General features: G+C 45.3%; 20 protein-coding genes. 8 read left to right on the forward strand and 12 right to left on the reverse strand.

All coding sequences use genetic code 11. The features are described 5' to 3' along the window. Positions 1–125 precede the first annotated feature (125 nt). A complete protein-coding gene (locus BUB30_RS01485; protein WP_073130271.1) occupies positions 126–1,148 on the forward strand; it encodes an LLM class flavin-dependent oxidoreductase in 1,023 nt (340 codons plus the stop codon). A gap of 145 nt (positions 1,149–1,293) precedes the next feature. On the opposite strand, the gene BUB30_RS01490 is transcribed toward BUB30_RS01485, so the two are convergent. The 7 genes from BUB30_RS01490 to BUB30_RS01520 form a co-directional block, all read right to left on the reverse strand. Further along, positions 1,294–1,719, reverse strand: a complete 426-nt coding sequence (locus BUB30_RS01490; RefSeq protein WP_073130273.1) for an EthD family reductase — start codon at positions 1,717–1,719, stop codon at positions 1,294–1,296. Positions 1,720–1,937: 218 nt separating this feature from the next. Beyond that, positions 1,938–2,456, reverse strand: coding sequence for a VOC family protein (locus BUB30_RS01495; RefSeq protein ID WP_073130276.1), 519 nt, complete (start codon positions 2,454–2,456; stop codon positions 1,938–1,940). Between the two features lie 133 nt (positions 2,457–2,589). Next, positions 2,590–2,817 (reverse strand): helix-turn-helix domain-containing protein, encoded by a 228-nt coding sequence (locus BUB30_RS01500; RefSeq protein ID WP_073130278.1) that lies wholly within the window; start codon positions 2,815–2,817, stop codon positions 2,590–2,592. Positions 2,818–2,820: 3 nt separating this feature from the next. Beyond that, on the reverse strand, positions 2,821–3,300 hold the full coding sequence (locus BUB30_RS01505; RefSeq protein ID WP_073130280.1) for a DUF2975 domain-containing protein: 480 nt from the start codon (positions 3,298–3,300) through the stop codon (positions 2,821–2,823). 476 nt (positions 3,301–3,776) lie between these two features. Beyond that, positions 3,777–4,955 (reverse strand): hypothetical protein, encoded by a 1,179-nt coding sequence (locus BUB30_RS01510; RefSeq protein WP_073130283.1) that lies wholly within the window; start codon positions 4,953–4,955, stop codon positions 3,777–3,779. A gap of 30 nt (positions 4,956–4,985) precedes the next feature. Continuing rightward, positions 4,986–9,086 (reverse strand): CHAT domain-containing protein, encoded by a 4,101-nt coding sequence (locus BUB30_RS01515; protein ID WP_073130287.1) that lies wholly within the window; start codon positions 9,084–9,086, stop codon positions 4,986–4,988. A gap of 682 nt (positions 9,087–9,768) precedes the next feature. Further along, a complete protein-coding gene (locus BUB30_RS01520; protein ID WP_245804013.1) occupies positions 9,769–10,542 on the reverse strand; it encodes a YdeI/OmpD-associated family protein in 774 nt (257 codons plus the stop codon). Positions 10,543–10,564: 22 nt separating this feature from the next. Between BUB30_RS01520 and BUB30_RS01525 the strand changes: the two genes are divergently transcribed. Together BUB30_RS01525 and BUB30_RS01530 are read left to right on the forward strand one after the other, a co-directional pair. Beyond that, positions 10,565–11,272: an SDR family NAD(P)-dependent oxidoreductase gene (locus BUB30_RS01525; RefSeq protein WP_245804014.1), complete on the forward strand. Its 708-nt coding sequence runs from the start codon at positions 10,565–10,567 to the stop codon at positions 11,270–11,272. Continuing rightward, positions 11,266–12,696, forward strand: coding sequence for an AMP-binding protein (locus BUB30_RS01530; protein ID WP_084137838.1), 1,431 nt, complete (start codon positions 11,266–11,268; stop codon positions 12,694–12,696). The genes BUB30_RS01525 and BUB30_RS01530 overlap by 7 nt, the downstream gene beginning before the upstream one ends. 210 nt (positions 12,697–12,906) lie before the next feature. Here the strand turns inward: BUB30_RS01530 and BUB30_RS01535 are convergent, their stop codons facing one another. Next, a complete protein-coding gene (locus BUB30_RS01535) occupies positions 12,907–13,839 on the reverse strand; it encodes a hypothetical protein (protein WP_143164725.1) in 933 nt (310 codons plus the stop codon). 273 nt (positions 13,840–14,112) lie between these two features. Here BUB30_RS01535 and BUB30_RS01540 point away from each other — a divergent pair, with 273 nt between their 5' ends. Then, complete coding sequence (locus BUB30_RS01540) at positions 14,113–15,546, forward strand: thioredoxin-like domain-containing protein (protein ID WP_178376991.1); 1,434 nt, start codon at positions 14,113–14,115, stop codon at positions 15,544–15,546. Between the two features lie 205 nt (positions 15,547–15,751). Here BUB30_RS01540 and BUB30_RS01545 read toward each other — a convergent pair whose 3' ends face one another. From BUB30_RS01545 to BUB30_RS01560, 4 genes are all read right to left on the reverse strand, one after another. Continuing rightward, positions 15,752–16,345, reverse strand: coding sequence for a Crp/Fnr family transcriptional regulator (locus BUB30_RS01545; protein ID WP_073130298.1), 594 nt, complete (start codon positions 16,343–16,345; stop codon positions 15,752–15,754). A 147-nt stretch (positions 16,346–16,492) separates the two neighbouring features. Continuing rightward, positions 16,493–17,290: an alpha/beta fold hydrolase gene (locus BUB30_RS01550; protein WP_073130301.1), complete on the reverse strand. Its 798-nt coding sequence runs from the start codon at positions 17,288–17,290 to the stop codon at positions 16,493–16,495. 25 nt (positions 17,291–17,315) lie between these two features. Beyond that, a complete protein-coding gene (locus tag BUB30_RS01555) occupies positions 17,316–18,131 on the reverse strand; it encodes an alpha/beta fold hydrolase (RefSeq protein WP_073130304.1) in 816 nt (271 codons plus the stop codon). Between the two features lie 18 nt (positions 18,132–18,149). After that, on the reverse strand, positions 18,150–18,929 hold the full coding sequence (locus tag BUB30_RS01560) for an alpha/beta hydrolase (protein ID WP_084137839.1): 780 nt from the start codon (positions 18,927–18,929) through the stop codon (positions 18,150–18,152). Between the two features lie 360 nt (positions 18,930–19,289). Between BUB30_RS01560 and BUB30_RS01565 the strand changes: the two genes are divergently transcribed. From BUB30_RS01565 to BUB30_RS01580, 4 genes are all read left to right on the forward strand, one after another. After that, positions 19,290–19,859 (forward strand): Crp/Fnr family transcriptional regulator, encoded by a 570-nt coding sequence (locus tag BUB30_RS01565; protein WP_073130306.1) that lies wholly within the window; start codon positions 19,290–19,292, stop codon positions 19,857–19,859. 79 nt (positions 19,860–19,938) lie between these two features. After that, positions 19,939–20,313: a VOC family protein gene (locus tag BUB30_RS01570; RefSeq protein WP_073130309.1), complete on the forward strand. Its 375-nt coding sequence runs from the start codon at positions 19,939–19,941 to the stop codon at positions 20,311–20,313. A 191-nt stretch (positions 20,314–20,504) separates the two neighbouring features. After that, the gene (locus BUB30_RS01575; protein ID WP_084137840.1) at positions 20,505–21,830 is read left to right on the forward strand and encodes a polysaccharide deacetylase family protein; all 1,326 of its coding nucleotides are present in this window, start codon (positions 20,505–20,507) and stop codon (positions 21,828–21,830) included. Between the two features lie 303 nt (positions 21,831–22,133). After that, on the forward strand, positions 22,134–26,030 hold the full coding sequence (locus BUB30_RS01580) for a T9SS type B sorting domain-containing protein (RefSeq protein ID WP_143164726.1): 3,897 nt from the start codon (positions 22,134–22,136) through the stop codon (positions 26,028–26,030). Positions 26,031–26,062 lie beyond the last annotated feature (32 nt).

Below are 26,062 nucleotides of genomic sequence, written 5' to 3' on the forward strand. Positions count from 1 at the left end.
ACTATACTTTAGTATACCGTACGCGTTGAATCTCCCCTGCAAGTTGCTGGTCTTCACAACAAACTCCAGCGCCAAAAGTGACCGTAATTTTTATCTTTGCAGGGCTATTTCAACCCGTAAAACTTATGAAGAAAATAGGATTTTTATCGTTCGGACATTGGGCCAATCGCCAAGGCTATCAAGCCCGTACCGCGAGCGACACTTTGCTTCAGTCTATTGATCTGGCGGTTGCTGCTGAAGAGCTGGGCTTGGATGGCGCATATTTCCGGGTGCATCATTTCGCGGCCCAGTTGGGGTCTCCATTTCCTTTATTGTCCGCTATCGGTGCCAAAACAAATAAGATAGAGATTGGAACAGGCGTGATCGATATGCGTTATGAGAATCCGCTCTATATGATAGAAGATGCCGGGTCGGCTGATCTTATTTCCGGGGGCAGGTTGCAGTTGGGGATCAGCAGAGGTTCGCCGGAACAAGTGATCGATGGATGGCGCTATTTTGGTTATGAACCCAAGGCAGGAGAAACCGATGCGGACATGGGCCGGCGTAAAGCATTGGAATTTTTGGATAAGTTAAAGGGTGTTGGATTTGCCCAACCCAATCCATACCCGATGTTTCCGAATCCGCCAGGTTTGTTGCGCTTAGAACCTCATTCGGCGGGATTGCGTGACCGGATCTGGTGGGGTGCTGCTTCGAATGCTACAGCAGTCTGGGCAGCCGAAAACGCAATGCACCTGCAAAGTTCTACTCTGAAATTTGATGAAAGCGGAAAGCCTTTCCATGTGCAGCAAGCGGAGCAGATCCGATTGTACAAAGAAGCCTGGAAAAAGGCGGGGCACACACGCGAGCCAAGAGTTTCGGTAAGCAGATCCATTTTTGCATTGGTCACGGATCAAGACCGGTATTTCTTTGGACAGGACACCAAAAGCGCAGATCAAATCGGCTATATTGAAAGTGACAAACGTGCTATTTTTGGAAGAAGCTATGCTGCGGAACCGGATCAGCTCATCAAGGAATTGGCTGGGGACGAAGCGATCAGGGAAGCAGACACGCTCCTTTTGACGATACCCAATACGTTGGGGGTGGATTACAATGTTCACGTGTTGTCTTCTATTTTAAAACATGTCGCACCCGGATTGGGCTGGCGGTAGTTTGGGATGATACCTCTGAGAATACTTTCCGGCATCTGCTTCGCCGGGGAGTAGGGGTGAGTGTGAGAGCGAGAGCGAGAGCGAAGAAAAAAAACAGAATGAGTCTGTTCGCTCCCGCTCTCACACTCACACTCACACTGTTTTTTTACTTCACCACTTCACTCACCAAAATTAGGGGAGCTGCATTCGTGTAGTTCACAAAGTCAGCTCTGATGGCGTCTCTGTTCGGAGCAATGGCCGCCTGATAGTCACTAAGGCTTTTTACATAGAAAGTTCCGATAGCCATATACGGCAAGGGCTGGTTGGGAATGCCGCTGGCAAGCCCTTTTTCAATGGTATACTTTACCAGGTTTGAACCCAGAAAGGCCGCGACCATGGGCATGTGCTTCGTTTCATAATACTCCATGTTAAAGGTATTGCCTTCAGCAAATGGGTACATGACAGAAACTTTAACCAATCCTTTTTCCACGGCAGTCGAAGGTTTTTTAGCTTTTGCAGATTGTTTGTCTTGACCAAATGACGCAAAACAGGTGATCACAAGTAAAGTTGATGCGATGAGGCTTAATTTCATGTTTGATTTTTTTAGGGTTGAATTTAAATCGTCTGGCAGCTCAGCTCGAAAATGTCAGAATCCAAATGTCATCACAAGATCTCTATTTTCAAAACGATAGCGTGTGCAGTTTGACAAGGCTTCCTTGCCGTTTGTCGAAAGGAGAGCGTAACGTTCCAATACCAAAGACTTGTTTAGGTTGAGCACAACGCGAAGTAATCACTCCTCGCTTTGCATTTTTAAATTTTTCTCACGGTGTCCTGTTTCATTTTGTCGATGGCCGCTCTTCCCTCTGGCGTAATGCCCATGATCTCGGTGGCAACACCCATGGTTTTGTAGGTGTCAAAGAATTTCATCCGCGCAATGGGGTGGTCTACTTCGCCAATCAGTGAATAGCCTTGTTGGATGAGATCGTCAACAACTTGTTCGAATCCACTCACGGGCAATTGAAACGCGAGATGCTGTACGCCGCCGGCGGGATTTTTAGCCAGGTAGTCATGGAACACACTTTGGCCGGAAAGCGGCTGAATGAGTTCGATGAAAGAACCACCATTGTAAGTTTGAGTCGTTAATCCGTCACTGGGCACAACTTTACCATAATATTTTATGTTTAGATCCTCAGCGCTATAACGGTAGGGCTCGGGGAAGCTCACACCTAAAGATTTCTCCAGGAATTTTACCGTGGCATTAATATCCGGTACTACCCAACCTATCTGTGCGAATTCAAGTTTAGCGAGGGTGTCGTTGATTTTGCTCATAGTTGTTCTCTTTGTTAAGTGTTGAGCAAAAGTAAAGCCGTCGGCCTTTCATGCCAAGGTCATTTGCGGCTAAAAGCAGGCTGTTTGCGACTATTTTGAATAAGGATGGACCAAGAACGACGTATGGCTTTTGCTAGCGATTCGTTGTTCTTTTTTTGTCATTTAGGTATTCCAAAATGTCACCGGGCTGGCAGTCTAATGCTTTACAAATTGCCTCTAAGGTGCTAAAACGAATGGCTTTCGCCTTACCTGTCTTTAGGATAGAGAGGTTAGATAATGTCAGATCAACCCGTTCGGAAAGTTCATTCAGAGAGATCTTTCGCTTTGCCATCATCACGTCTAAGTTTACAATGATTGGCATAGCTTAAATGGTTAAGTCATTTTCAGATTTCATATCGATCGCATTCTGTAGGATTTTTTCAAATATGGCTGCAGCGGTGGCCACTACGATAGAAGCAAAGGTCGTCACCATACAAATCGCCAGAAAACCCGCAGGATCATCGTCCTTATGATGGGCTATCCTTATGTATAGGCCTGCCATCACGATTAAAATACTGAATACAATGGCACAATACTTTATACTCTTCAAAGCCCCGACAGAGTCCGGAGAGAATACTTTATTTTGTCCGATGTATCCCAGTAGTTTGAACGCCTTATACAGCGCAACGAAGAAAGCGATGGATGTTGTGTATCCATACAAGATGAACGGGTCAGCGTAAATGCTGAACAAGTCTAAGTTCGTGGCTCTTCCTTCGGTTAAGGGAAGCCCAATCAAAGCGGCAAGCACCACAAGGCCGATAAGCACGATGACGGCCTGCAGAAACAGGGTTGGAATTCTTTTCATAACTGATTTTGTGATTTAAAATTCTACTGCAAACATAATAAATATTTATTGATAAACAATAAATATTTATTATATATAAGAAAGTTAGAAAAGTGCAGCTCTGCTTTAACGTCTCTAACCTTCTCGCGTAATTAAGAGCGTTTTCATAGTTATTCCGTTAAGGAGATATGGGAGGAGGATCGCGCCCAAACAAAATTGGAAGTTGGGGCGCTTTTGGATACTATAATCTGATTTGAACGCTACTTACGGAAACTCTAGGCTTTAAAGCATGCTGCGCTGGGATTAGGTTGGCGACAATTGTCAATGATCTGGACGATGGTAGGTATCCTCCCGAGCTTTTGATTTCAAGTATACAGGTCACAGGGACGGAACGGCGCCATTTCTGAAGAATGTGCTAGCAAGGTTCGACATATTTAGCGAGCTCCCTGCACCTTCGATTTTTACTAATTTCATCATGTTATCAAGCGTATCGCAATTTATGAAATTTCATTATTTGGGCCGAACTCCCTAAACACTCTTTTGGCTTTGCCTAAACGGTCGGCATACATTGTTAACTTGGGTTCCATATCTTCATCCACAGGAATACCCAAAAATTGTAGATCATTTTGCGTGTCGATTTGCCAGGTTGTCGTAACCATTGGTTTAAGCCCGCTTCGAACGGTTGGGCTCTCTTTATTGATGATTTCCAAACATTCTCTGTATGCCTGGCGATAGATAAGGTCGATTTCTTCATCTAGGAAATTGGGATCTGCTTTGAGCAATGCGCTAATGTCCCTCAGCTTCGGCAGACAACTCTTTTCCCAAAACTCTTTTCGGGGATTTTTCTCTTTTTCTACGAAGGGATCCTCCGAATAATCCTGCACAAGCTGCTTCACTTCGCGTAGTTTCCTTCGCCACTCACTTTGACCGGATATGCGGTCCCGTATGGCTTTCACACAGCCCACTTTAAGGATTACATACGACAGCTGAGTGACCACCTCTCCATTGTTCTTTAATATACCTCCGTCGCCAATTTCCAATTTTAATCCATCGGTGGGTATTGGATTTTTTGACGAATGCGAGCCAAGGATAACATAGTACCCAGATTTTATACCGTCAAGCGCCAGGTTAAAGTCACCGCTGAATTGTAAGATTGGTTTTCGCTCCTCAGCCGGTAAAAACGAAGCTAAGATCTTTTCACTCAAACCGCTCAAGGTCTTCGCCACCATTGCGCTACCAGGAGCAAATGAAATTGTAGAAAGCAATGATTTGTCGGCAATCAAGCCGGCCAGATCACGAAGATAGTTTCGAGCGTTGACCAGGTATTCTATCGAAACAGACAATTTTTTCATTTTGGCGGGAATGAAATCAACAAGCATGGGACTAAAACCAAGCTGAACCGCATTGTCTTTTTCGATTTCCCGTGTCTGAATAATTGAACGAACATCCTGGTTTGATAGGTCATTTGAAGCATCCAGGTGTAAATTTACTTGCGAGACAATGGATAATGTTCGCGCTCCAATCCACCACGGGCCACTAAACGCAGCTTGCGCACTGTAGACCTGAACCGAAAGGTAACCCTGATCGGTATGCGTAATTTCAGGTTCGGAGGATGAAGCAATAAAATAAGGGGCGGAATTTGTTCCGATGGAGGGATAGAGGGGTGTTTCTTTCATAGTTATTTGTGAAATCAGTAAGCTCCTATTTTACGATCCTAAAAAGATAAAGCCTGCCCAGTAAAATGGATGTGAGAACGGTCGCTCCATTTGATCTTCCTTGAGGATGTATTCCTTTCGTTTTTGGTCGAGTAACCCTGCAGCTTCTTCCGTAGCAGGCACTTTATCCTTTAACTCATCAAAGAATTCTGCCAGCACTTCGTTGGTTGCATCACGCAGCCATAGCTGCGATAATTGAAGAGCTTTTGAAGGTTCATGATTTTCTGTCTTCCATAAGGAGTAGAACTTGATGAAGATAATGGAAGTGCTCAAATCGGAAACACTCCAAAGAGAGGCGACAACTCCAGCCGCACCGATACTGATAAAGCCGGTGGCCAAGCTAAATGCTTCGTCGGGAAGCTTGAAGCCGACCACGCCGGTCTCGCAAGCCGAAACGACCACTAATCGCACCTTCCACAGATTTAAAGCTGAGAGCTTGGAAAGTGTTAGTACGCGATCGTTTGCCAGAACTAAACCACTTTCCGACGGTTCCGAAATATTAGTGAACGCGTGGCAGCAAAAATGGAGTACAGCGTTGTTTTGAATACACTCAGCAACGTCCTCCACCTGAGCTCCCTGACCCTTTAAATGTTCTGGCTTCGTATAAACACTCTTGGCCACGAAAGTTTCAAGCGATGCATATGGAAGGAAAGGTGCACTACTCGGCTCTGGATTTTCAACGATCATTAAGGAGTCTTCTTTTGAAACGAATTTTCGCGCGAGCGAGACTTTCAATGATTTTGCACTCGGCGCAAATCGCCAGTCCAGCAAATCCGTCGCATATGTCCTGCCTTTTTCCGCTTCAGACCAACCTGCATGAAGTGGGATGTAAGCCAGCAGATCGCTGGGTATTACAACTAGCTTTTGATAATTTTTTACCAATGGTAATATCGCTCCGATAAGACTTTCCCAGACCCAGCGGGTTAATTCCTCCAGCTGTTGGAGCCATGTCCGAAAAAACTGCTTACCGGTATTTTTTTGCCATGCCTGGTAGGCATTAAGATAGTCGTTCACTTTTGCATCAATCACGTGTGATTTTAGATCAGGCAGAAATATTTTTGTTATGAGCAGATGCTGATCCTGTGGAACAATCAGGGCGAACCCCCCATGTTCGCTGATAATTGTATAAAGCAACGGAGTATCATGAGCTATACCATAAATATCGTGTATTGTCAAGTCTGAAAAGAAGCTTTCCAGGCCCGGTTGCGATCGAATGGTATCGATAATTTGATGAAGATTTCGCCGTGCCGCCTCAATTCGTGCAGTTATGTGGCTGTTGCCCGTTTCCCGATTGCCTAAACCAATCAACTGTGTTAGGCTTTCGGAAGCTAGGCGATACTTTTCGGCAAGAGAAACATGGCCTTTTTCAAGTAATGTATACACATTTGAATAATGCAAGTCCAGGGATTGCTTAAGAATTCTCGCTTTCCATTTTTCAGCGATAACAACAGCATCGTTTTCCCGACCGATCATGCACATCGCGTATGCAGCCATTTTGTGAATACGATAGCTTTGCTGTAGAGCAGATTCCTGGTCGTTCATCGTAACCTGCATGGCATATATCGTGTCAAGTGCGTAAAGCGCTTTATCCAGTACGTTGACACATGCTTCCCACTCGTTAAGCAAAAAGAACGTATTGCCAAGATTGTAACAGATTTGAATAGCGTCGTGCGACTGCTCGAGAGGATTGACCTCCATCATCGCTTGGTGGGAAGCTTTGATGGATTTCTCCAGATCGATGACGGCTCTCGATCGCATATATTTGCATTGATAGGCTATCGCCAGATTCGCCCAGCAAGTGCAGGTGTTTACTCTTGACAAATTGGCTTTGTTGAGGATAGATTGGTATAGGGATATGGCTTCGTTTAAGTCAGCTTCCGAATCGGTGGCATCGTAGCGAAGGGTCAGCGACTTGGCCAAATTTTCCTGGTACATCGCGAAATAGTGTGTTCGGCTATTCACGTATGTTGTAGCTTCTCTTCCTGATAGAACTGCCTGATTCAGGTTCTCAATATTTCCCGTCAACTGGAATGCATCCCGGTATGCATTGTTTAAATTGTTATGTGTGAGAAAGTATGAGCTTGAGCTGCTATCGGTATACGCTAGTGCTTCACAGTATTGTGCGATCGATTTGTCAAGGATGGAGGGATCGCTTAATAACGAGGCCTGGTGCCGGAATGTCCTGCCAAGCCCGATAGCAATATTAGTTAAATCATTCTTAGAGAGACCGTCGTTCTTCTTCATACTTGTGAAGCATTCCTGCGCTGAATTTAAATCACTTACACGTCGTTGTACTTCGAATCGTTCCAGGTAAGAAATGGCGAGATTGTTTAGCGTCTGAGCAAAGCTAAGGGAATCTTCAGACTTCTGATTTAAGGCCTGTTTGTATATAGCAATAGCACGATCGACGTCGCTGATCCTTTTCAGGAACTCACCGCGCCTGAAAAGCAAGCTTCCCAGGTTGTTCAGTATTTTTGGATAATGAGGTACGTCGACAGGAAGCTTTCGCAATGCATCTTCTAGGATGTTAATTGCATTGTTCAGGTCGGCTATATCCGATGTCACTTCGAAGTGGTATATGCACGCAGTAGAAATGTTGACTATCGTAAGTACGTGGTCCCACGATCCATTGACAACATTCCGGAGCGATTGAAGGAGCAGTTGGATGCCCTTGTCCCAATCCTCGCCAATGTGCCGTATTTTATATTTGGATATCAGGCCGATAGCGATGTGAATGTCGACGTTTTCGTGAAATTTTTGGTCATGGCCCGGACGGTTGCGCAAGCTTTCAAAAGTCTGAATGGATTTGTTGATTGTATTGACATCGTCTGTTTGAACACCGTAATCAAGTAATTCTAAAGCGTTAGTAAGCAGCGTGTTGGCGTCCTTCAAAGTTCTCCCGGAATCGTCGTCGGAAACAATGGCATCGAGCCCATGCTCTTGTAGCTGACGAATTAACCAAATGTGCCAATCAAATTCTTGAATAGCTCCCTCATCCTGCTGGATGGCTTTCGTGTAAGCAAGGAGAGGAAGCGTGGCATGATCACGCAGCAATTCGGGGAATTTTCTGATTACTTCTTTTTTCTCTTCTAGTGTAGTAACGGAGAAGAGCTCCATTAACTTAGGTTGAATATGCCTAATGCCGTAGGCAACCAGCTCAAGTTCCATTGGAGGTATCGACATAGCTTCTGAAAATACTGCGACCGGTGAAGATTCGGAGCATTTTCGTAATAAGGTTAGGTTTTCATGATATACATTTCTCCTCTCTTCATCGCTCTCCGAGTTGTATAGGACCTCAAGCCATGTCGAGACAACAATACTTAACAGATCCGGGTTATCTCTGAGGTACAGAAATGCATCAATCCAGGAATTCTTTTCGATAAATTCAAAGATCATTTCCTGGATTTGAGTGGCATCCTTATCAGTGTCGTTTTCCAGGAAGATCAAGCTTTTTTTTCCGTCCTTGGAAATACTCAACGTTATCTGCCGTGTTGACTTTGGTGACACCGTTCTTGTTGCCGGTATTGATCGGTTATTTTTCTTTAACTCGTCTTTGGCGAAATTTTTCAACGCTAGGGTAGCATCATTGTCGGGTGAAAATTCAATGAATTTTTCGAAAGCGTACAGGCTTTTTTCTCGTTCCCCTTGCTCATAATACAGCATTCCCAGGTTAGACCACGAGTTCCATGCTTTTTCGTTTAGGCGAACGGCCTCGAGAAAATTCTCCAATGCTTCTTGTTTTCGATTTGCAACCAAAAGCTGAGCACCACGATATTCATAGTATGAGCAAGAGTCGGCCTCGGTATTCCCTCCGTTGATTCCCTGATCATCATTATCGGATGATCTAAAGACTGCAACTTTTCCGTCTCTTGTCACTACACTGATTGAGAGGATCTCCTCGAAATCTAATGCTGTTTGACTATGCCGATTGATCAAAAAAACTTGAGGATAACCACTTCCGAGCTCCAGTACATTTGGATATCCATCTAGTCTCCTTCCGTTTTTAAACGTTATGGTAGAACTTGTCAATGAAGACTTTAATCCGCAATTAAGAGCGTATAAAGCAAATTCGGCAGCAGTTGACTCGTTCATATCCTTTAGACCTAGCCCTAGAAATTTGGACCTGACAGTAGAACCATTTTAACGCCATTTGCGCACGACCGGCACGGTAGGAGGTCTTCAAGCAGATGGGCTTATCGATAATAGCGAAACCCATTTGCCTTTGCAAAAGGAGAAATGAGCTACTTACTAATCCAATATAGGAAGCTTCAGAAGCATTTTTTATCGTTTAATCCAAATTTTGTGTCACGATGCCAACCACCTGCCTCCTTAGCGTCCTCAAACTTATTCTTCTCCTCCTAAAAAGACTCAACACTAAACCTTCCACCGTTTTGGTGTTTGATTCGCTGATGCTCGCTTAGAAATTTCGCTGCGTTATGAATAACGGAGTAACAGGAGTAGCAAATGCACCTAAGAATGACAGTCGAAAGGTGCCTAAATAAGCCGGCAACGCTTTTTTGGTATTTCAGAATATTCAAGATACGATGGCATGTAAATACCTGATAATCAATTTGTTATTATGAATATTTTTAATACAGAATTATGGGTTGACGGTGGTTTCACCAACTGCGCATTAAATAATTGTTTCAAAAGTATAAGTTTCGTTCAAGTCCCGTTTTCTTCCGGAGGCAGGGACTTTTTTTTGCTTTGCTCTTCCCATTGAGATCCCTCATTATTGCTTCGAAATAAACCGATTGAAACGCTGGAGAATTATTTAATGGAATTTCTCACCTTTTGCCAGCATTTCAATAATTTCTTTCATGCGCTTTTCTCTTGTCTCTTGTTTTTTCGCGGTCTGAAGGCGAAACCCAATAGAGAAAAGATTGGTCTTATTGAGACCCCTAAAAATCGCTTCTGCCTTTTTGTTTTTGCTAAGTTCTTTTAGAAAGTCTTCAGGTATAGTCATTTTGCTTGGGGAATCGTATGCCTTTCCCCAACTACCCTCTGCTTTGGCTTTTTCCACAGCTTCTAATCCTGCAGGTCGCATTCTACCTTCACTGATTAGCCGTTCGACATGTCCTGTATTTATTTTGGACCAAATACTTTTTGCGCCTCGGGGACAAAACTTTTGCAGCCAGGCGTGTTCGTCATGGGCTTGTTTTTGACCATCAATCCAACCGAAGCAAAGCGCTACATCAAGTGCTTCTGCATAGCTGACGGTCTTTTTTCCCGAGTCTTTCTTGAATATTTTGAGCCAAAGCCCATTTGAGGTATCGTGATTCTTTGTAAGCCAGGTTTCAAATGCCTTGGCTGTTTTGAATGCTACTGTTGGAAGAGTATTTAATTTAGTCATTGCGTGAGAAGGCATAAGCCCCGGCAACGCCAAGTAACGAAATATCGTTAACTTATGCCAACTGTTGATTTCTTTGATCATGACTATTCCTGTGCTATCCCGGTTTCTTTTTCCTTCGATTACACTCAACAGGAGCAAAGCTTCAAATAAATTGGATGGGAAAACCATTCTTATCACAGGTGCAACTTTTGGCATAGGCGAAGCCTTGGTGAGGCATTTGTTCCAGTATAATGTGCAATTGATCCTTGTCGCCCGTACAAAAGAGAAATTGTCCGAACTCGAAAATGAATCGCGAGAGTTTGCGGCCAAAGTGACCACGATAAGTTGTGACTTCTATAGCGAGGAAAGTGTGACTGCGTTATGCAACCAGGTGAAGTCCATTCCTATCGACTATTTTGTATCAAATGCGGGCAAGAGCATCATGCGGTCGTTCGAGGCATCCGCAGGCCGGTTCCATGATTATAAAAGGACGATCGCGGTAAATTATCTCGCCCCCGTACAGTTGATATCTGCATTGACGGAAAGCTTTGGCGCTGCTCAAACTCACATCGTCAACGTCGGCACCTACAACGTATTAATGAAAGCCGCGCCGAAATGGAGTGCCTACGTTGCGTCCAAGAAAGCAATGCACAGCTGGATTGAAAGCAACGTGCCGGAAATGGCAATGATGAACATCACGGTGAGCAACATCTATTTGCCGTTGGTGGAGAGCAGAATGAAGGATGCCAACGAGAATTACAAAGACACCCCTGCCATGTCGATGAATACAGCGGTTGGCATCATTGTAAAGGGACTTTTAAACCGGAAATATCACTTTAAACCCTGGTGGCATGTTCCCTTTCAAATCATCTTGTTTTTGGCGAGCCCTTTTTGGAATGTTGTTTGGAAGAGACGGATCGGTCAAGAAAACCGAACTTTATGTTAGTTTCGGATTTATGCACATCGGGGATATTTACGCCGGGACGTATAGTGCGTTTAGTGAAACATGTACTTCGATACGGGGTTCAACTGGGCAACGTAATGCACATGAGTGCGAACATGGACTCGATTGCCATCAGGCAAGGGAACAGTCAGGTTACGTATAGAGAATTATTTAATCAAACGGCTTCGGTAAGCGGATATTTATATGAAACCTTTGACGTTAAGCAGGGAAGCGCCGTATTGCTCATCGTAGATAACGCTTTACCTTCCGTTGTTTTGCTGTTGGCATTATCGGCACTTGGCTGTAACATTCATATTATGGCTCCCATGAAAGACGAACATCAGTTTCGAGCTACCGTGGATCTTTCAAGCTACGATTTTGTTTTTTCCGGCCTTGCGGAAAGGTACAGGTATTACGAGACGATGCCGGTTCGCTCGATAACTACGACCTGGTCGGAAGCGATAGGTCACCGCGCGTATAAACCTTTTGTCAGGATGCGCACGACCATATCCATTTTCACCAGCGGTTCCACGGGGATTGCAAAAAGAACTAAAAGAAGCAACACCCTTTGGCAGTATCTGAATGCCATTTCGGACGTTGTAAAGACGGTGGGGTTGCAACGCTACACTACGGTCATGCTACCGGTTCCCATATATCACAGTTACGGATTGTCGTCGTTGTTCCTGGGATTGATGTTGAATAAAACGCTGGTCTTCGTCAATAAATTTGATGCAGCGGAGGTTTCAAAAGAGATTGAACGCTATAAAGTCGAAGTAGCCATCCTCATCCCGCAAATGATCTACAGGCTTTTGAATTATAATTTGAGCACGGTTCGTTGCATCGTTAGCTGTTCCGACGTTCTTCCGGTAACGGTTTTTCAGGCTGCAAAAAACAGATTCGGCGATATCATTTTCAATTTTTATGGCACATCCGAGACAGGGCTTGCTACCGTTGCAACACCCGACATGCTGGCGGTGAAACCCGAAACCGTAGGCCGCCCAATCAAGGGTTGTAAACTCGAACTGCGGAATGAAGACGGAAATCCCGTGCTCTATGTAAAATCCAGTTTTGCCATGCACAGCGGATATTTAAGGACTGGAGATATCGCAGCAGTAGATGAGAGAGGCTGGTATGCTTTGCACGGAAGGGCCGATCATCTGATCGTGATCAATGGCGTTAATGTATATCCCAACGAGCTGCTACAAATGGCGTATCGGAACGATGGAGTTCAACACGCCGAGGTCCGGGCTTTTACCAACGAACAAGGTTTCAAGAAAATTAAATTGATCTTATCCGCTAAAGACACCCTTGCCCTGGATGAAATGCAATTTAAGGATTGGTGGGTTCAACAATATGGCACAAAGTTTTTGCCTGCCGTAATTGAGTTTAAAGCCGACGATCACCATGTCAAGTTGATGCACACCTAAAACAAACCCATATCCCCAGGGAGATCATCAAGATTAGCCATGCAAGGATGAGTTAGTGGAAGGAGAGCAACTCGTTAACGAGTATGAAGTTTACGCTGTGATTCAACAATTCAGTTTAAAGAAAACCGTAAAAGGGCCCTATAGGCCCTTTTACTGGAAGTGTCGGGTTCGCTGTGGCTTCGCCCGATGGTGATCAGGGCGCCAACCCGGTTAATAATAAGAAAACTGATACGTCCCCAGGTTCAGGTTACTGTTGCCATGCACCTCGTCAACCGTGGCCTGAACGATACCTACCTTGGTAGGATAGCTCAGCCCATCATAGGTGTACGTAAAGGTAGACGTGATCGTCACAAAGCTGTTAGCCGTATCCGTGCCTTTAAACACCATGGACGTGGGGTTGTTCTGATCTCTGCAGATCGTCTCGTAAAACTCTTCGTCCGGATAGGAGGTAAGCGACAGGTAATACAGGATACCCCCCTGGATATTGAACGGGTTGTTGCGCGTGTCAAAAACGTTGGTAAGATTATACCCGGCCTGTTCCTTCCAGGTCACCACTTTGGTAATGTTGCTGCCGGTATACGTATACGAGTTTTCGTTCCCGTACGGATTCGGATATACGAGAACGCCATAGTCGTTGCCTTTACGGGTCAGCACTTGCCCCGAAGGGTTGTTCGTATAGTCGATGTCGGCAGTCTTGTCCACCACCAGGAAATTCTCATCGGGATAGAACGCCAGGTGCTTGTTGATGATGCCCGATGCGCCGTAGGTGAAGAAGGCTTTCTCCACCGACACCGGGGCACCCGTGGCATAGGTCTTTGCCACGTATGACGACGGCAAGCAGTCGCCGCCATAGTAAACCTTGAGGCGGGTAACCGTACTATCGCCGCGCGCCGCCGCGCCGGAATAGCTCACTTTGACAATGCTGTCGATCAGATTGCTCTGGTAAAAGAATCTGAACCGTTCCTTTATAACAAGCGATGGGTCGGTGTGAACGATCTGCTTGACCTTTCGCTGGCGCGCGAACGCGGCATCGCATCTCTGGCAGGGCATGTGGTCCTCGCACCCGGAGAAAATAATGGAACATAACGCAAGGCACATCATCAGACTGCCTGAGAGGAGAGGGTTTTTGATGGTCGTTTTCATCTTTCTACATATTAAATGGAAGGGTTTGAATGTATATGGAAGTTAAATAGTTTTTTGGTGGGGTGGTGAAATAATATGATCCCTGGTTTACGGGATCACCTTTGAAATCCATTTCGCCATGTTAAGATTCTTACTTCTCGATACAGGAGCTATTTTGCGTGCTGGAAGAGGAGTGGAGAGGGGTCACCCTATGCCTATAGGGGTTATTAATTGACATTGAAAAATGTATCTTGAAATTCAGAACTTTGCTTCGGTCTTAAAATGAGCTATATCATGCGTTTTATCCTTATTGCTGTTGCCTTTTTGGTTAGTGAATCTTGTTTTGCTCAATTGGGGCACGATATTCATTTTCAAGTTACGGGTCTTAAAGATACTACGGCTTACCTCGCCTACTACCTTGGTGAGAGCACCTACATCAAGGACACGGCCCGGGTAAATTCCAAAGGCGAGTTTGCCTTTACCGGCAAGGAACCCATCCAACAAGGCATCTACCTACTCGTCGTGAACAAGACCCGCGTCATGGAGTTCGTTGTGGGCAAGAACCAGCACTTTGGCCTGAAGACTTCCACGGCTGACTATATCAAAAACATGGTCGTGAAAAACGATGTCGACAACAAGCTGTTTTTCGACAATTTGATGCTCAGAATGGAGCGCCAAAAAGAAGCCGAGCCTTACATCAAGGTACTGCAAGACTCTACGCTTAACGAGGAGCAGAAGAAATCTGCCCGCGATTCCTACAGTAAAATAACTGAAAAGGTGATCGCGTACCAGGAAAAGCTCATCGCTGGCAATCCCGAGACAGTTACTGCCATTATTCTGAAATCGAGTAAGCCAGTAAAGGTGCCCGACGCGCCCAGAAAGTCCGACGGCGGTATAGACTCCACCTTCCAGCTCCGGTGGTACCGCGCCCACTTCTTCGATAATTTCGACCTGGCGAATGACATGCTCACGCGCCTGCCTCAACCAGAGTATAGCCGGAAGGTGAACGAGTACCTCGACAAGCTCTATGCCCCTCAGCCCGACACGGTATTTCAGGCCATAGAGAAGATCGTGGGCACGGCCAGCAAGAACTCCGTCACCTATCAGTACATAGTTCGTATCCTCATTCAAAAATACTGGGCGCCAGAGATCATGGGTCTGGACGAGGTGTTCGTCAAGATCTATGACACATACGTGGCGTCCGGCCAGATGGATTACTGGGTAAACGCCACCTTCAAGAAAACCCTAAAGGAGCAGGCCGACCGCCTGCGCAAAAGCCTGGTGGGCAAAAAAGGCGATAACCTCATCATGCAGGACTCCAACTTCAAGCCCCGCTCGATGTATGACATCAAGAACAAATACACCATACTCTACATCTTTGACCCGGATTGCGGGCACTGCAAAAAGGAAACACCCAAGCTGGTAGACTTCTACAACAAGCTCAGGAGCAAATTCAACGTAGAGGTCTATGCCGTAAATGCGGATACCAGCATGGCTAAAATGCGCAACTACATCAAGGAGATGAAGATGCCGTGGATTACAGTAAACGGGCCGCGCACCTACGTGGGTCCCTACCAGGATCACTATGATGCAAACACCACGCCCAGCCTGTATATTCTCGATGACAAAAAGAAGATCATCGGCAAGAAGATACCCGCCGAGAAGCTGGAAGACTTCTTCACCCACTACGAGAAATTCCAGAAAGCAAAGGCGACGCAGAAGTTGTAGGTGAACGGTGCTTGTTGATGCCGAAATTTCTACGGGTTCTTGGAGAGGGTCAGGTGTATAGTAGGGGTGTTTGGGTTGAGTCGCTTAGTAAATTCAGTGTAAAGACGGAAGAATTTCAGACACTGTTTTATGAACTGCTTGATAGAGCATCGGATATTTTTTACTCCGGTGTTTATACTCCTGCATGCCATTGAAGGGGCATTGCTTATTTATTACTATTTTTTTTTGAAAACTCACGCCTGATCCTGCTCAATGAAGTATCGGTAACATTTAGATAAGATGCAATTTGTTTCAATTGGGCATGCTGAAAGATCTCTTTATTGGAAGAGATAAAGTTTTCATACCGCGCTTCACCGCTAAGGTTGATTAGGTCCAATGACCTCTTTTTAAATAAAACATATTCTTTGGCCAACATCGCTACACCATAAGCCCTAAATTCAGGGATAGCATGCAGCAGCATGTTTAATTGGTCATAGGTAATTGAATAGCCTGTACAATCGGTTACGGCCTGTATGCTTTCTGTGGATTTTGTTTTTAAATAAAACGATGAAACTTCCAAGACCACACTATCTCGTTGGTAAAAATTAGTGGTTATCTCGTTGCCTTTACTGTCAAAGGTAAAGGCGCGCATGAAACCGCTCTGTAAAAAGAAATAGCGGTCATTCACCGTTCCTTCCCTGAGAAAGAAGTCATTTTTGGTAATGGTCATCTCTTCGAAGTACTCGACCACATGGTCTAACGTGCGGTCCGGGAATGTTAAATTTCGTAGGATATAATTTTTTAGCCCCTGTTTATCCATCTGTATTATATCGTGTTAATGTATACTGTTCACCCGCTGGTAAAGACTACTCTGCGGCAAAAACGCTTTAAATTTTGATTGATCGCCACCCTTGGCGATCAATCAAAATTAGTGATATTGGTTGTTAAACTTTCTGGTTAATGATCTTTATTTGGCTTCCACGGCTATGATTTGCGCCAGTACATGTGGAAACATAATAAAAGGCGTATGACTTGAAGGAAGGGAATACAATCTCTGTATACCGGCATCTTTGACCATTTTCTGTTGTAGGGAGTATCCGATGGTATGATCATTTAGACTGTGAACAAAAACTTTATTGATTTTTCCGAACTTCCCGTCGGTCAGCGTGACTGGCGTTGCCAGTGGAGCCAGCGGTTCAGGTTTTATAGTATTGCTGACATAGTCGGCCACCTGTGCGGGAGCGTCGGCCATGAAAACATCTGCAACGCCTTCTTTACGTACGGTGGCAATCCCTGCCTTTTCATCCACGATAAGACTTTTTCCAATGTGACTCTCTGCGTCCGTTTGCGCAAGGGATAGCAGGCTCTCTCCATTCTTGGGGACGTAAGCTGCGATATAGATGATCTTCTTTATCTGTGGTGCAATTTGTTCCGCTACCTGGCTTCCTACAATACCTCCGAAACTATGGACTACCAATACAACATTTTGTTTGACGCCAATGGCTTTTTTAACTTCGTCAACATAAAGTTTTAAGCTGATCCCGGTAATAGCGGTATTGTCGCTTCCGTGTCCGGGAAGATTAATGGAAATCACCTGGTGGCCAGCGGCCATTAAATCTTCGGTAACCTGTTTCCAGTCACTCGCCGATGACCAGGCACCGTGAATAATGGCAATGGTACTTGTGCTCTGGGCTTTATTAACCTGTGAAAAAGCAGTAAACGTTGTTGTCAATAGCACTGCTATTGATAAAACTAGATTCTTCATTATTCTATAGATTAAAAATTGATAATTAGTTATGGGATATTTTGATTAAAAGTGCTGTCAGTGAATCAGGCTGGGAAAGGAAGGGGCTATGGCCTGTATTGATCTTGTATATGGATTTAACACCACCGGACGTAATCATCCGATCTTGTAAGGACGGAGACACCACATGGTCTTTTAGCGTCTTGATGAAGACTTTTTCGACCGATCCGAAATTCTCGGCAGTGAGCAACACAGGATTTATAAATGGAATTAAGGGTTCCGAACGGTAGTTTTTCAATACAAGGTCTTGAACCTCCGAAGTGCCATCCTGGATAAAAAGATTGACAATTTGATCTTGCTTTACATCTACCGTGACGCCGTCATTGTTGAAGATCAGGATACCATCGCCACCAAGTTGGGAGTCGGGATCGGTATGTGCCAATTCATTCAATGTCTGGCCAGTGGCGGGTAAATAGGCGGCAACATAAACCAGTTTCTCGGTTTTTTCAGGTACCGCTTCCGCTACGGAGGAAATGATCATGCCCCCAAGGCTGTGACCTACTAAAATAACTTTGCCGTCGATTGTCGAAAGGGCCTCAATTACCTTTTCTTTATAGCGATCCAACGTTATTTCGTCAGGGGCTGTCTGATCGTTTCCATGTCCTGGCAATTCGATAACGGTAACTTTCTGGCCTTGTTTTTCAAGATTAGCTTTTACCGCATTCCAAACATACGGAGCCTGCCATGCGCCATGAACCAGTACATAATTTTTGGATGGTGGCGCCGCGTCGTCGTCTGAACAGGATGTTAAGATAAAGACACAGGCAACAACAAGAAGCTGGAGTAATCTAATATGTTTCATGATAGGTTTAGTTACATTTTAATTTTTGCTTGCTTCCAAGGATAGGATGGCCGATAATACCTGGGAAAAGACTATAAATGGAGTATGGCTTGAAGGCAGTGAATACGTTCTAGTGATACCCGCATCTGCAACCATCCGTTGTTGGAATGAATAGCTTACGGTACAGTCATGTTGACTATGGACATATACCTTTGCGATTTGCCCGAAGTTAGCGGTCGTTAAAGTAACCGGCGTAGCAAGGGGGGCCAAAGGCTCTGGCCTCAGGTTATTGGTCACATGTTCGACAACTGGTGTTGGAGCATCAGCCATAAAGGTCTCTGCAATGCCTTCTTTTACTATACTGGCAACTCCGGCCTTCTCATCTACGATAAGATTTTTACCAACAAGGCTTTCTGAATCAGTTTTTGCCAGAGATAATAAACTGTCCCCGTTCTTCGGGACAAAGGCTGCAACGTAAATTATTTTTTTGATTTGAGGAGCAATCAATTCGGCCACTTCACTGGCGACTATGCCGCCAAAACTGTGGCTGACCAGTGTAATGTCAGTTTTATCGCCAATAGCTTTTAAAACCTCAAATACATATAGTTGTAAACTAATGGATGAAACCGGCGTTTTATCGCTGCCATGACCAGGAAGATTTACGGTGATTACGTTACTTCCGGCGGAGGTAAGATGTCCGACCACATGGTTCCAATCCTCTGCAGACGACCACGCTCCGTGGAGAATTACTACAGTGTTGGTGCCTTTAAATGATAAGGGACTTTTGTCCGCTTCTTTATTTTTTCCGCCGTTTTCCATATTATATTATTTGGTCCTACGGTGCAAAGGAAGGGGGAATAAAGCTGGCTCCACTTGTCCTATGGCAAGTAATGAGCCTGAGTCTTTTTTTTCTGCCACGGCCAGACTGTTGGATATACAAGTAGAGGAGACTGCCTCTTACAAGAGCACTTGACACATGGAAGCTTGCAATGTCAGATTCGTTGGGTGTGGCAAACGGAGTATAAGATGAAACACCCAACGCGAAGAAATAGGCAGCACACTCTTTCAGCATGATATTTCTTCAGTTCTTCGCGAAGATGAGTTGGAGTATTATTTGAATATTAATAAATTGTGAAACGTTAGTCGCCATTGCAAAATGAATAGGCAACTCAGAGTAATATGACAGGTGTTTCCGAGATAAAAAGATCGCTTTTAAGTGTTCACCAGTTTTCAGAGGAACAGCTAAGTCTCTTTACTGACAGAGTGATTTTTAATAGTCTTAAGAAGAAGGACCTGCTTATAAAAGAAAACCAGGTGTCAGACGGTATCGCTTTTATTCTGACGGGTAGCTTTCGGGTGTTTAAAAAATCGAACAATAAGGAATTGACAATAAAGTTTTTTGTTGAGAACAATTGGATGGCAGACCTTGAAAGCCTGTTGACACAACAACCTTCCAAAAATTACATAGAAGCCATCGAGGATTCAGAAATTGCTTCTATTACATTAAGGGACATTCATATGCTTATGGACAGTCATCCTTGTTTTCGGATGCTAAACGGGTTATTGTCCGACTTAACAATTCCGACATCGTATATAGCAACCATCAGCTCAAAGAACCCAGACGAAAGATACAAGGAACTTTTATTGAAGCACCCCCAATGGGTGAATCGCTTTCCGCAAATGCTAATTGCTTCATACCTGGGAATGACACCTGAGACATTAAGTAGAGTGAGGGCTCGAATGAAGTGATTTCTTGATTGTAATCAAGTGCGACAAATAAAAAGAAAAGACATCTTTGTGAAAAGATTTGTTACGAAAATCGGTCGAAATGAAATCAACTATGAACTTTGCCAAGTTAGTTCCTAACGTCTATTATTTAGATATTAAAGACGGATTAAAGCTATTTGTTGACTGTCTTGAATTTACTATCGGACATGATGAATTGAAATCAAAAAATCCTTTTTGCGTGCTCGAAAAGAACAACTTGCAAATGTATCTTTTCGAAAATAAGGAACTAGCAAAGGAACACAATCCTGAATTCAGACTCGTAACGAATAATATCGATGAAGTATACAAAAAAATAAGTTCATCACATCCCGATTTTCTGCATCCAAATCTCAGTAAAGTCACGCTTCGTCCCTGGGGAGCAAAAGAGTTTGCATTGAGGGATAACCAGGTGTGTATCATTATTCAGCAATGGTGAATCTTTAAAAGAAATTTGGGCGCGTACAAGAGAGAAGGCGGGTAGATTCTTTATAAGCGGTAATTTTTCGATCCAAAGTCGTCGCATCACAGAGAAACAAACATTATTTTTGATTTCTTCGCAGGTCATATACTTGCCTGAAAAATGCCTTGTTCTAAATTACCTTAACAAATAATAAAATCAACTCCCCCATGAGCCGCACTGCTATTTTTTCTCTTGGTGTAATGTTAGCTCTGGCATCTTGCTCAAGAGATACCGATCGATCTTTCGGAGAAACGCAGATAACCAAATGGCAAGACGATAAAACCGCAGCCATCTCCATCACCTACGATGATGCCACCATCAACCAATTTCGAAAAGTACTTCCGATCATGGATTCGTTGGGACTCAAGGCCACGTTCTATATAAACACCACAGATATCCCAGGCTCACAATTTGCACCCAAATATTTTGGAAGACCGCTTATCGATATCATCAAAGAAAGCGCGAAAACCCCAACAACGCTGGATAACCTTTTTGAACGTGCTTCGGCATTGCGTTTTCTCGATATCGAAAATGCAATTGAAGCCCATAACAGTGCCGGCGCGCTCTTTGAACAAGGAAAAACAGATGAAGCTTTTAAGGTGGTTGACGAGGCTTTCGCGAAAGCGAGAAGGAAAAATTCGGGTCGTGAAGTGCGGCCGGTATTACTAACCGGGGAAATGATCACCTGGGACGAGATCAGGAATTTTGCGAAGAACGGACACGAGTTTGGAAATCATACCCTCTCGCATCCTCGCCTGGCCGTTTTGACTGAAGCCAACTTGTTGTATGAGTTGGAAAAAGGGAAGGAAGAGATATTCAATCAACTTGGCCCGGAGCATACATTCTCGGCAGAGTGTCCATTCGGAACTGAAAATGAACGCGTTATGGAGTATGCCCATAAAATTCACCCGGCATTGCGAAACCGTATGCCCGAACCTTTTCTCGTTGAACTGAATCGCTCAAGTACGGAGCTTCCGGGAATAGACCATGGAAAAGAATATGTTCAATGGCAACGTGGTCCATTGAAAAAACACGGGGTGCCTGAAATGAAATCGTGGGTGGATACATTGCTTACACATAATAACGTTTGGCTGGTACTTACATTTCACGGGGTCGATGGTATAGGTTGGGAGGCAAAACCTCACCAGGAGCATAGAGAATATTTTGCCTACATGAAACTGCACGAAACTAAACTTTGGATTGCTACTTTTAAGGATGTAACAAAATATATGCGTGAACGTATGAGCGCTTCCTTGAAAGCGGAAAATCAGGACGAAAAGATTAGGGTAACGTTGTCTCATTCACTGGACAAAAGTCTGTATAACGTTCCGCTCACCTTGAAGACCTATGTCAAGAGCGATTGGAAAGAGGTGAAAATAACGCAGGGTAATCAATCTTTAACGCGTAAGCCACAAACAGATCAAGCAGGTGCTTATGTTTTATATCCTGCCATGCCTGGAGATACTGCCATTGAAATAGCTTCGGTTGACTAGATGTATCGATGTCCAGATATTGCTAATGCTGCCCTGCTGAGCAAGTCCGATTTTATTTGAGTAATGTACTGATTTCTAATAGGTTAAGTTGATTTCTTAGGATTCAGGGATCTTATTTCCCAATGCAAAAATGTGCCCTTCCTTGACAGGCAGAGTGTCTACTGATTCGAGTACTAAATGATATTTTGCCTCAGATAAGATTGATTTTGAAAATCTTTCTAGTTTGAAAATTTTGCGATTTTGAAATCTTGAAATTCATATCTTTGAAGCTGACCACAGCTGTTATCAAAGTTGTCTGACCAAGTGCGCCCGCATCCCGAAACCTCCGTTATCCTTTCCTCCATCCTAAGGATATCTATCCCTTGCATCCTGCTGATTTTATTAACCGCTAACTTCAACGTCCGCGGGCAATGCAACACCACGCTAAATAAACTCCTTCCGGAAGCTTCGGTCAATAACGACGACAGACTCGGAAGTGCACTCGCCGCTAACGGACAATATATGGTCGTCGCTGCCGAGAGCAGCGATACCCTTGGCATACTTTACGCAGGCGCAGTTTTCGTTTTTGAAAAGACGGTTGCGGGTTGGTCATACCGTGCCATGTTGACGGCGTCGGACCCCGATGAATATGATTTCTTTGGAAACCGGGTAGCCATTGATGCAACCGGAAATACCATCGTGGTCATCAACCGGAACTACAACAAAGGTGGCGCATACATCTTTGAAATGCCGGCTTCGGGATGGGAAACTATGCACGAAACTGCGAACATCAAGTTTCCGGAATATCTCGAATTTAATTCGGCGCTTGACATCAGCGACGATGGCGCAACCATCGCGGTTTCTAATCCCATGACAAACCATGCTATGCTGTTTGTGCTCGAGAAGCCCGTCACGGGCTGGTCAAGTTCGCAACAGCCTCACGCTTTGGAACAACGCCAGGGACAACAGGGTATCTGGCTGGGGTCCGACGTGACGATTCAGGACGATTACATTTATGCGACCACCAGCAATGAGGGGAATCCTTCCATTTTTGTATATAAAAAAATGGGTGGCGATTATTCAAAGATCGCACAATTGGCAACATCGCTTCCGGCCTCCGAGCTCGGTCATTTTGGAGAGCATATTACCCTGCTGGGTAACACCATTGTCGCCACCGGACTTGCCTTCGTCTCCGGCTCGATCACGCAGCGATTCTTCGTTTTTCGGAAGTCGGGAGAATGGACGGATATGAATGAGACCGCACAGTTCCAGCTCTCTGGGCTGTGGTCGGATAAGTTTCCATATTCGATTGCACTTACCTCTCCGAAGACCATCGCGGCAGCGATGCTGATCAAGGAGGGCGAATATTATACGGGCAAAGTGGTGGAAGCGACAACGACCGACGGATCATGGCAGGATCTTTCCGTAACCACACTGTTCGAAGAAAAAGGGCTCTGGACTCCTTCAGAGTTTAGCAATGATCTGGTGTGGAATGGTTCGGACCTTATGATGGCGGCAGTAGAGAAGAGTGCCGTGTTCGGAAACCGTAATTCCATACTCAGCATGACGAAGAGCGGGGGACTTTGGGGAAGCCTTCAACATGTTTCGCTGCCGCGTAATTCGAGCAGCAATATGTATTTCGGGACGAGTATTGTAAAAACACCGGAGGTGATGTTCGCGGGAGCTCCGTACGACGGAACTGCAGGGTTTGGTGCCGGGGCAGTGTATATTTATGAGCGTAGCGGCGAAGACTATGTAAAGATGCATACAATTTATCCGTCGCGGCGGACGCGAAGATCAGGCGGAGGGTCCGATGCGGCCTTCGGGTATAGCATCGCCGTACACGGCGACGAGATCGCTGTCGGAGCACCTTCTTTTCTCTACGCGCCCGGGCATTATGGAAAGATCTTTTTATATAGACGAACATCGTCGAGCTGGAAAACGGCAACGCTCTACGACTCCTTGATTGTACCCGTCGATCTTGACCTGAACCACGTCGGCGCAACGGTCGCTATGAACGACCATCTGCTGTTCGCATCGGCGTACAACAATCTTGGTGGTGCACATACCAACGCTGTGGCGGTGTTTGAGAAGGTGGGTGGCAAATGGACGTATAAACAGTTGATAACCTTGGGAAAGCCGCTTGACAAATCATGGCCTTCCGTGAATCTCAGTCTGGAGAACGAACAACTTGCCGTGGGAGAATTTTTTACACTCGGCGGCGGCGTTTCGATTTTCAACCGGAATGTTGGAACAGCGCAGTGGGCAGCTACGGCATCGTTTTCCGGCGACGTTTTCTCGGGTATGGGTGGCGGAATAAAACTTCTCGGTGATCATCTCTTTATTGGTGCACCTGGAAAAGATCACAATAACGTTTACCGGTCCGGCGAAGTGCTGGTATATACAAAGCTCCCGGGAGAATCGTGGAGGTCTGACATGCAGCCGTCAGCAGTGATTGCTCCTGACATACCGATTGAAGGAGCATTCTTCGGATCATCACTCGATGCCATCGGAAATACACTTGTCGTGGGAGCGCCAGGAATGTTTCTCACCTTCGACAGTAAGGTGCGTACAATTCCGGGTAATACGTATGTCATCCAGACCAGTGATTACTTCTGGGTGAATACTGTCCAGTACCTCAATCTTCAGGGCGATCGCTACGCCAGCAATGAGCGGGATCATTTTGGGTCGTATGTTGCCCTCGATCAGGAATATTTTTATATCGGCGCAAGAAGCGAGAACACCGATACCGGGAAATTCTCCGGTGCCGTGTACTATGTTCCTACGCCACCCGTTATTTTTCTTCAACCGCCGGTGTGTGCGCAATCCGGTCCAATCTCGTTGCAGGGATATCCATTCGGGGGAAAGTGGTCCGGTCAGGGCGTCGACGAGTCGGGAAAGTTTGATCCTGCGACCGTTGGTATTGGTGTCTTCACGTTGACCTACACAACACTCAACTGCAATAAGCAGGGTACTGTCCAAATCGAAGTAAAGCCACCTGTTATCATTCAACAACTTTCGCCCGCGGATGTGACGATGTGTTCGGAAGGAAGTGTTGAACTTGAGCTTAAAAAGGTACCGGGAGCAATTTTCACTTGGTATTACAGGCCGGAGGGAGCGACTACGTTTGTGTTGCTGACATCTGGAACGGAAAAACTGTCGGTAACCAATCCCGGTGAGTACAAAGCCGTCGTGTCGTCCGAATGCTCGGCGGAATCTCCCTTGTTTAGGATCAGCATTGAGAATTTCCCCGTCACCGTGGGACCACAGCCAATCATCTGCTCCCCCGCGAATGCAGTTTCACTTGTGGTTTCGAACAAAACCGGCGTATGGGAGGGAGCCGGTGTCAGTAACAATCAATTCAACCCGTCGGGGCTCGCCAATGGATTTCATGCGCTGACGTACCGCATCACCACGTCGTTGGGATGCCGCGTGGCATTAAAAGACAGCATAAAGATAAGCGTCGTAGCTCCGGTCACGGTCACGCAGCAGGAGAATGATTTTTGTGAAACGGGTTCGGTGCTGCTCCGGTCGTCACCCTCCAACAGCGCGTTGGGCTACACCTGGTATTATAAAGAAACGCAGAGTGGAACATTCACTTCAGTTAATAGTATGCTGGCCGGTGATGTCCCGGTGTACGTCCAGGGATACTATCAAACCGTGGCTACCAACGGTGAATGTTCAACGACAAGCAATATTATTGAAGTCGGGTTCGGCACCAATCTGTCATACGAGCTTTCAGATGCATTGAAACCCATCTGCAACGCCAAAGAATTCACCATCGTTGTGTCGGCGAGAGAAGGAACAACGTACACATGGCAACACCAGGCGATTGATGGAAATGGCTATCAGGTGCTCGACGGACAAACATCAGACCGACTAACCGTTAGCGAAGACGGCTATTATAAAGTGAAGGGTGAATACGGCTTTTGCTCGTTCGATTCATCTCCGGCCCTCATACAGTTCGCACAGGACACCTTATTCGTCCCGAATATTTTTACACCTAATGGAGACGATAAAAATCCAGTGTTCAGGGTAGAGACAACAGCAACCATAAACTCACTCGTCATCTACAATCGCTACGGCGACCAAATATTCCTGACTTCCAGCGGGCAATGGGATGGAGGCGACGCTCCTTCGGGAGTGTACTACTGGCGTCTGCTCTATGAAGGATGCGATAGCGAAAAAGAATCGAAAGGCTGGGTGCATCTGGTCCGATGAGGCTGGTTGTACTGGCCCTGACAAAGAATTCA

This window comes from Chryseolinea serpens (genome assembly GCF_900129725.1).
GTDB lineage: Bacteria > Bacteroidota > Bacteroidia > Cytophagales > Cyclobacteriaceae > Chryseolinea > Chryseolinea serpens.

Bases quoted from the DNA above. Each gene is read 5' to 3' on its own strand.
- BUB30_RS01485 (WP_073130271.1), top strand. From the start codon at position 126: ATGAAGAAAATAGGATTTTTATCGTTCGGACATTGGGCCAATCGCCAA.
- BUB30_RS01490 (WP_073130273.1), bottom strand. From the start codon at position 1,719: ATGAAATTAAGCCTCATCGCATCAACTTTACTTGTGATCACCTGTTTT.
- BUB30_RS01495 (WP_073130276.1), bottom strand. From the start codon at position 2,456: ATGAGCAAAATCAACGACACCCTCGCTAAACTTGAATTCGCACAGATA.
- BUB30_RS01500 (WP_073130278.1), bottom strand. From the start codon at position 2,817: ATGCCAATCATTGTAAACTTAGACGTGATGATGGCAAAGCGAAAGATC.
- BUB30_RS01505 (WP_073130280.1), bottom strand. From the start codon at position 3,300: ATGAAAAGAATTCCAACCCTGTTTCTGCAGGCCGTCATCGTGCTTATC.
- BUB30_RS01510 (WP_073130283.1), bottom strand. From the start codon at position 4,955: ATGAAAGAAACACCCCTCTATCCCTCCATCGGAACAAATTCCGCCCCT.
- BUB30_RS01515 (WP_073130287.1), bottom strand. From the start codon at position 9,086: ATGAACGAGTCAACTGCTGCCGAATTTGCTTTATACGCTCTTAATTGC.
- BUB30_RS01520 (WP_245804013.1), bottom strand. From the start codon at position 10,542: ATGCCAAAAGTTGCACCTGTGATAAGAATGGTTTTCCCATCCAATTTA.
- BUB30_RS01530 (WP_084137838.1), top strand. From the start codon at position 11,266: ATGTTAGTTTCGGATTTATGCACATCGGGGATATTTACGCCGGGACGT.
- BUB30_RS01535 (WP_143164725.1), bottom strand. From the start codon at position 13,839: ATGAAAACGACCATCAAAAACCCTCTCCTCTCAGGCAGTCTGATGATG.
- BUB30_RS01540 (WP_178376991.1), top strand. From the start codon at position 14,113: ATGCGTTTTATCCTTATTGCTGTTGCCTTTTTGGTTAGTGAATCTTGT.
- BUB30_RS01545 (WP_073130298.1), bottom strand. From the start codon at position 16,345: ATGGATAAACAGGGGCTAAAAAATTATATCCTACGAAATTTAACATTC.
- BUB30_RS01550 (WP_073130301.1), bottom strand. From the start codon at position 17,290: ATGAAGAATCTAGTTTTATCAATAGCAGTGCTATTGACAACAACGTTT.
- BUB30_RS01555 (WP_073130304.1), bottom strand. From the start codon at position 18,131: ATGAAACATATTAGATTACTCCAGCTTCTTGTTGTTGCCTGTGTCTTT.
- BUB30_RS01560 (WP_084137839.1), bottom strand. From the start codon at position 18,929: ATGGAAAACGGCGGAAAAAATAAAGAAGCGGACAAAAGTCCCTTATCA.
- BUB30_RS01565 (WP_073130306.1), top strand. From the start codon at position 19,290: ATGACAGGTGTTTCCGAGATAAAAAGATCGCTTTTAAGTGTTCACCAG.
- BUB30_RS01570 (WP_073130309.1), top strand. From the start codon at position 19,939: ATGAAATCAACTATGAACTTTGCCAAGTTAGTTCCTAACGTCTATTAT.
- BUB30_RS01575 (WP_084137840.1), top strand. From the start codon at position 20,505: ATGAGCCGCACTGCTATTTTTTCTCTTGGTGTAATGTTAGCTCTGGCA.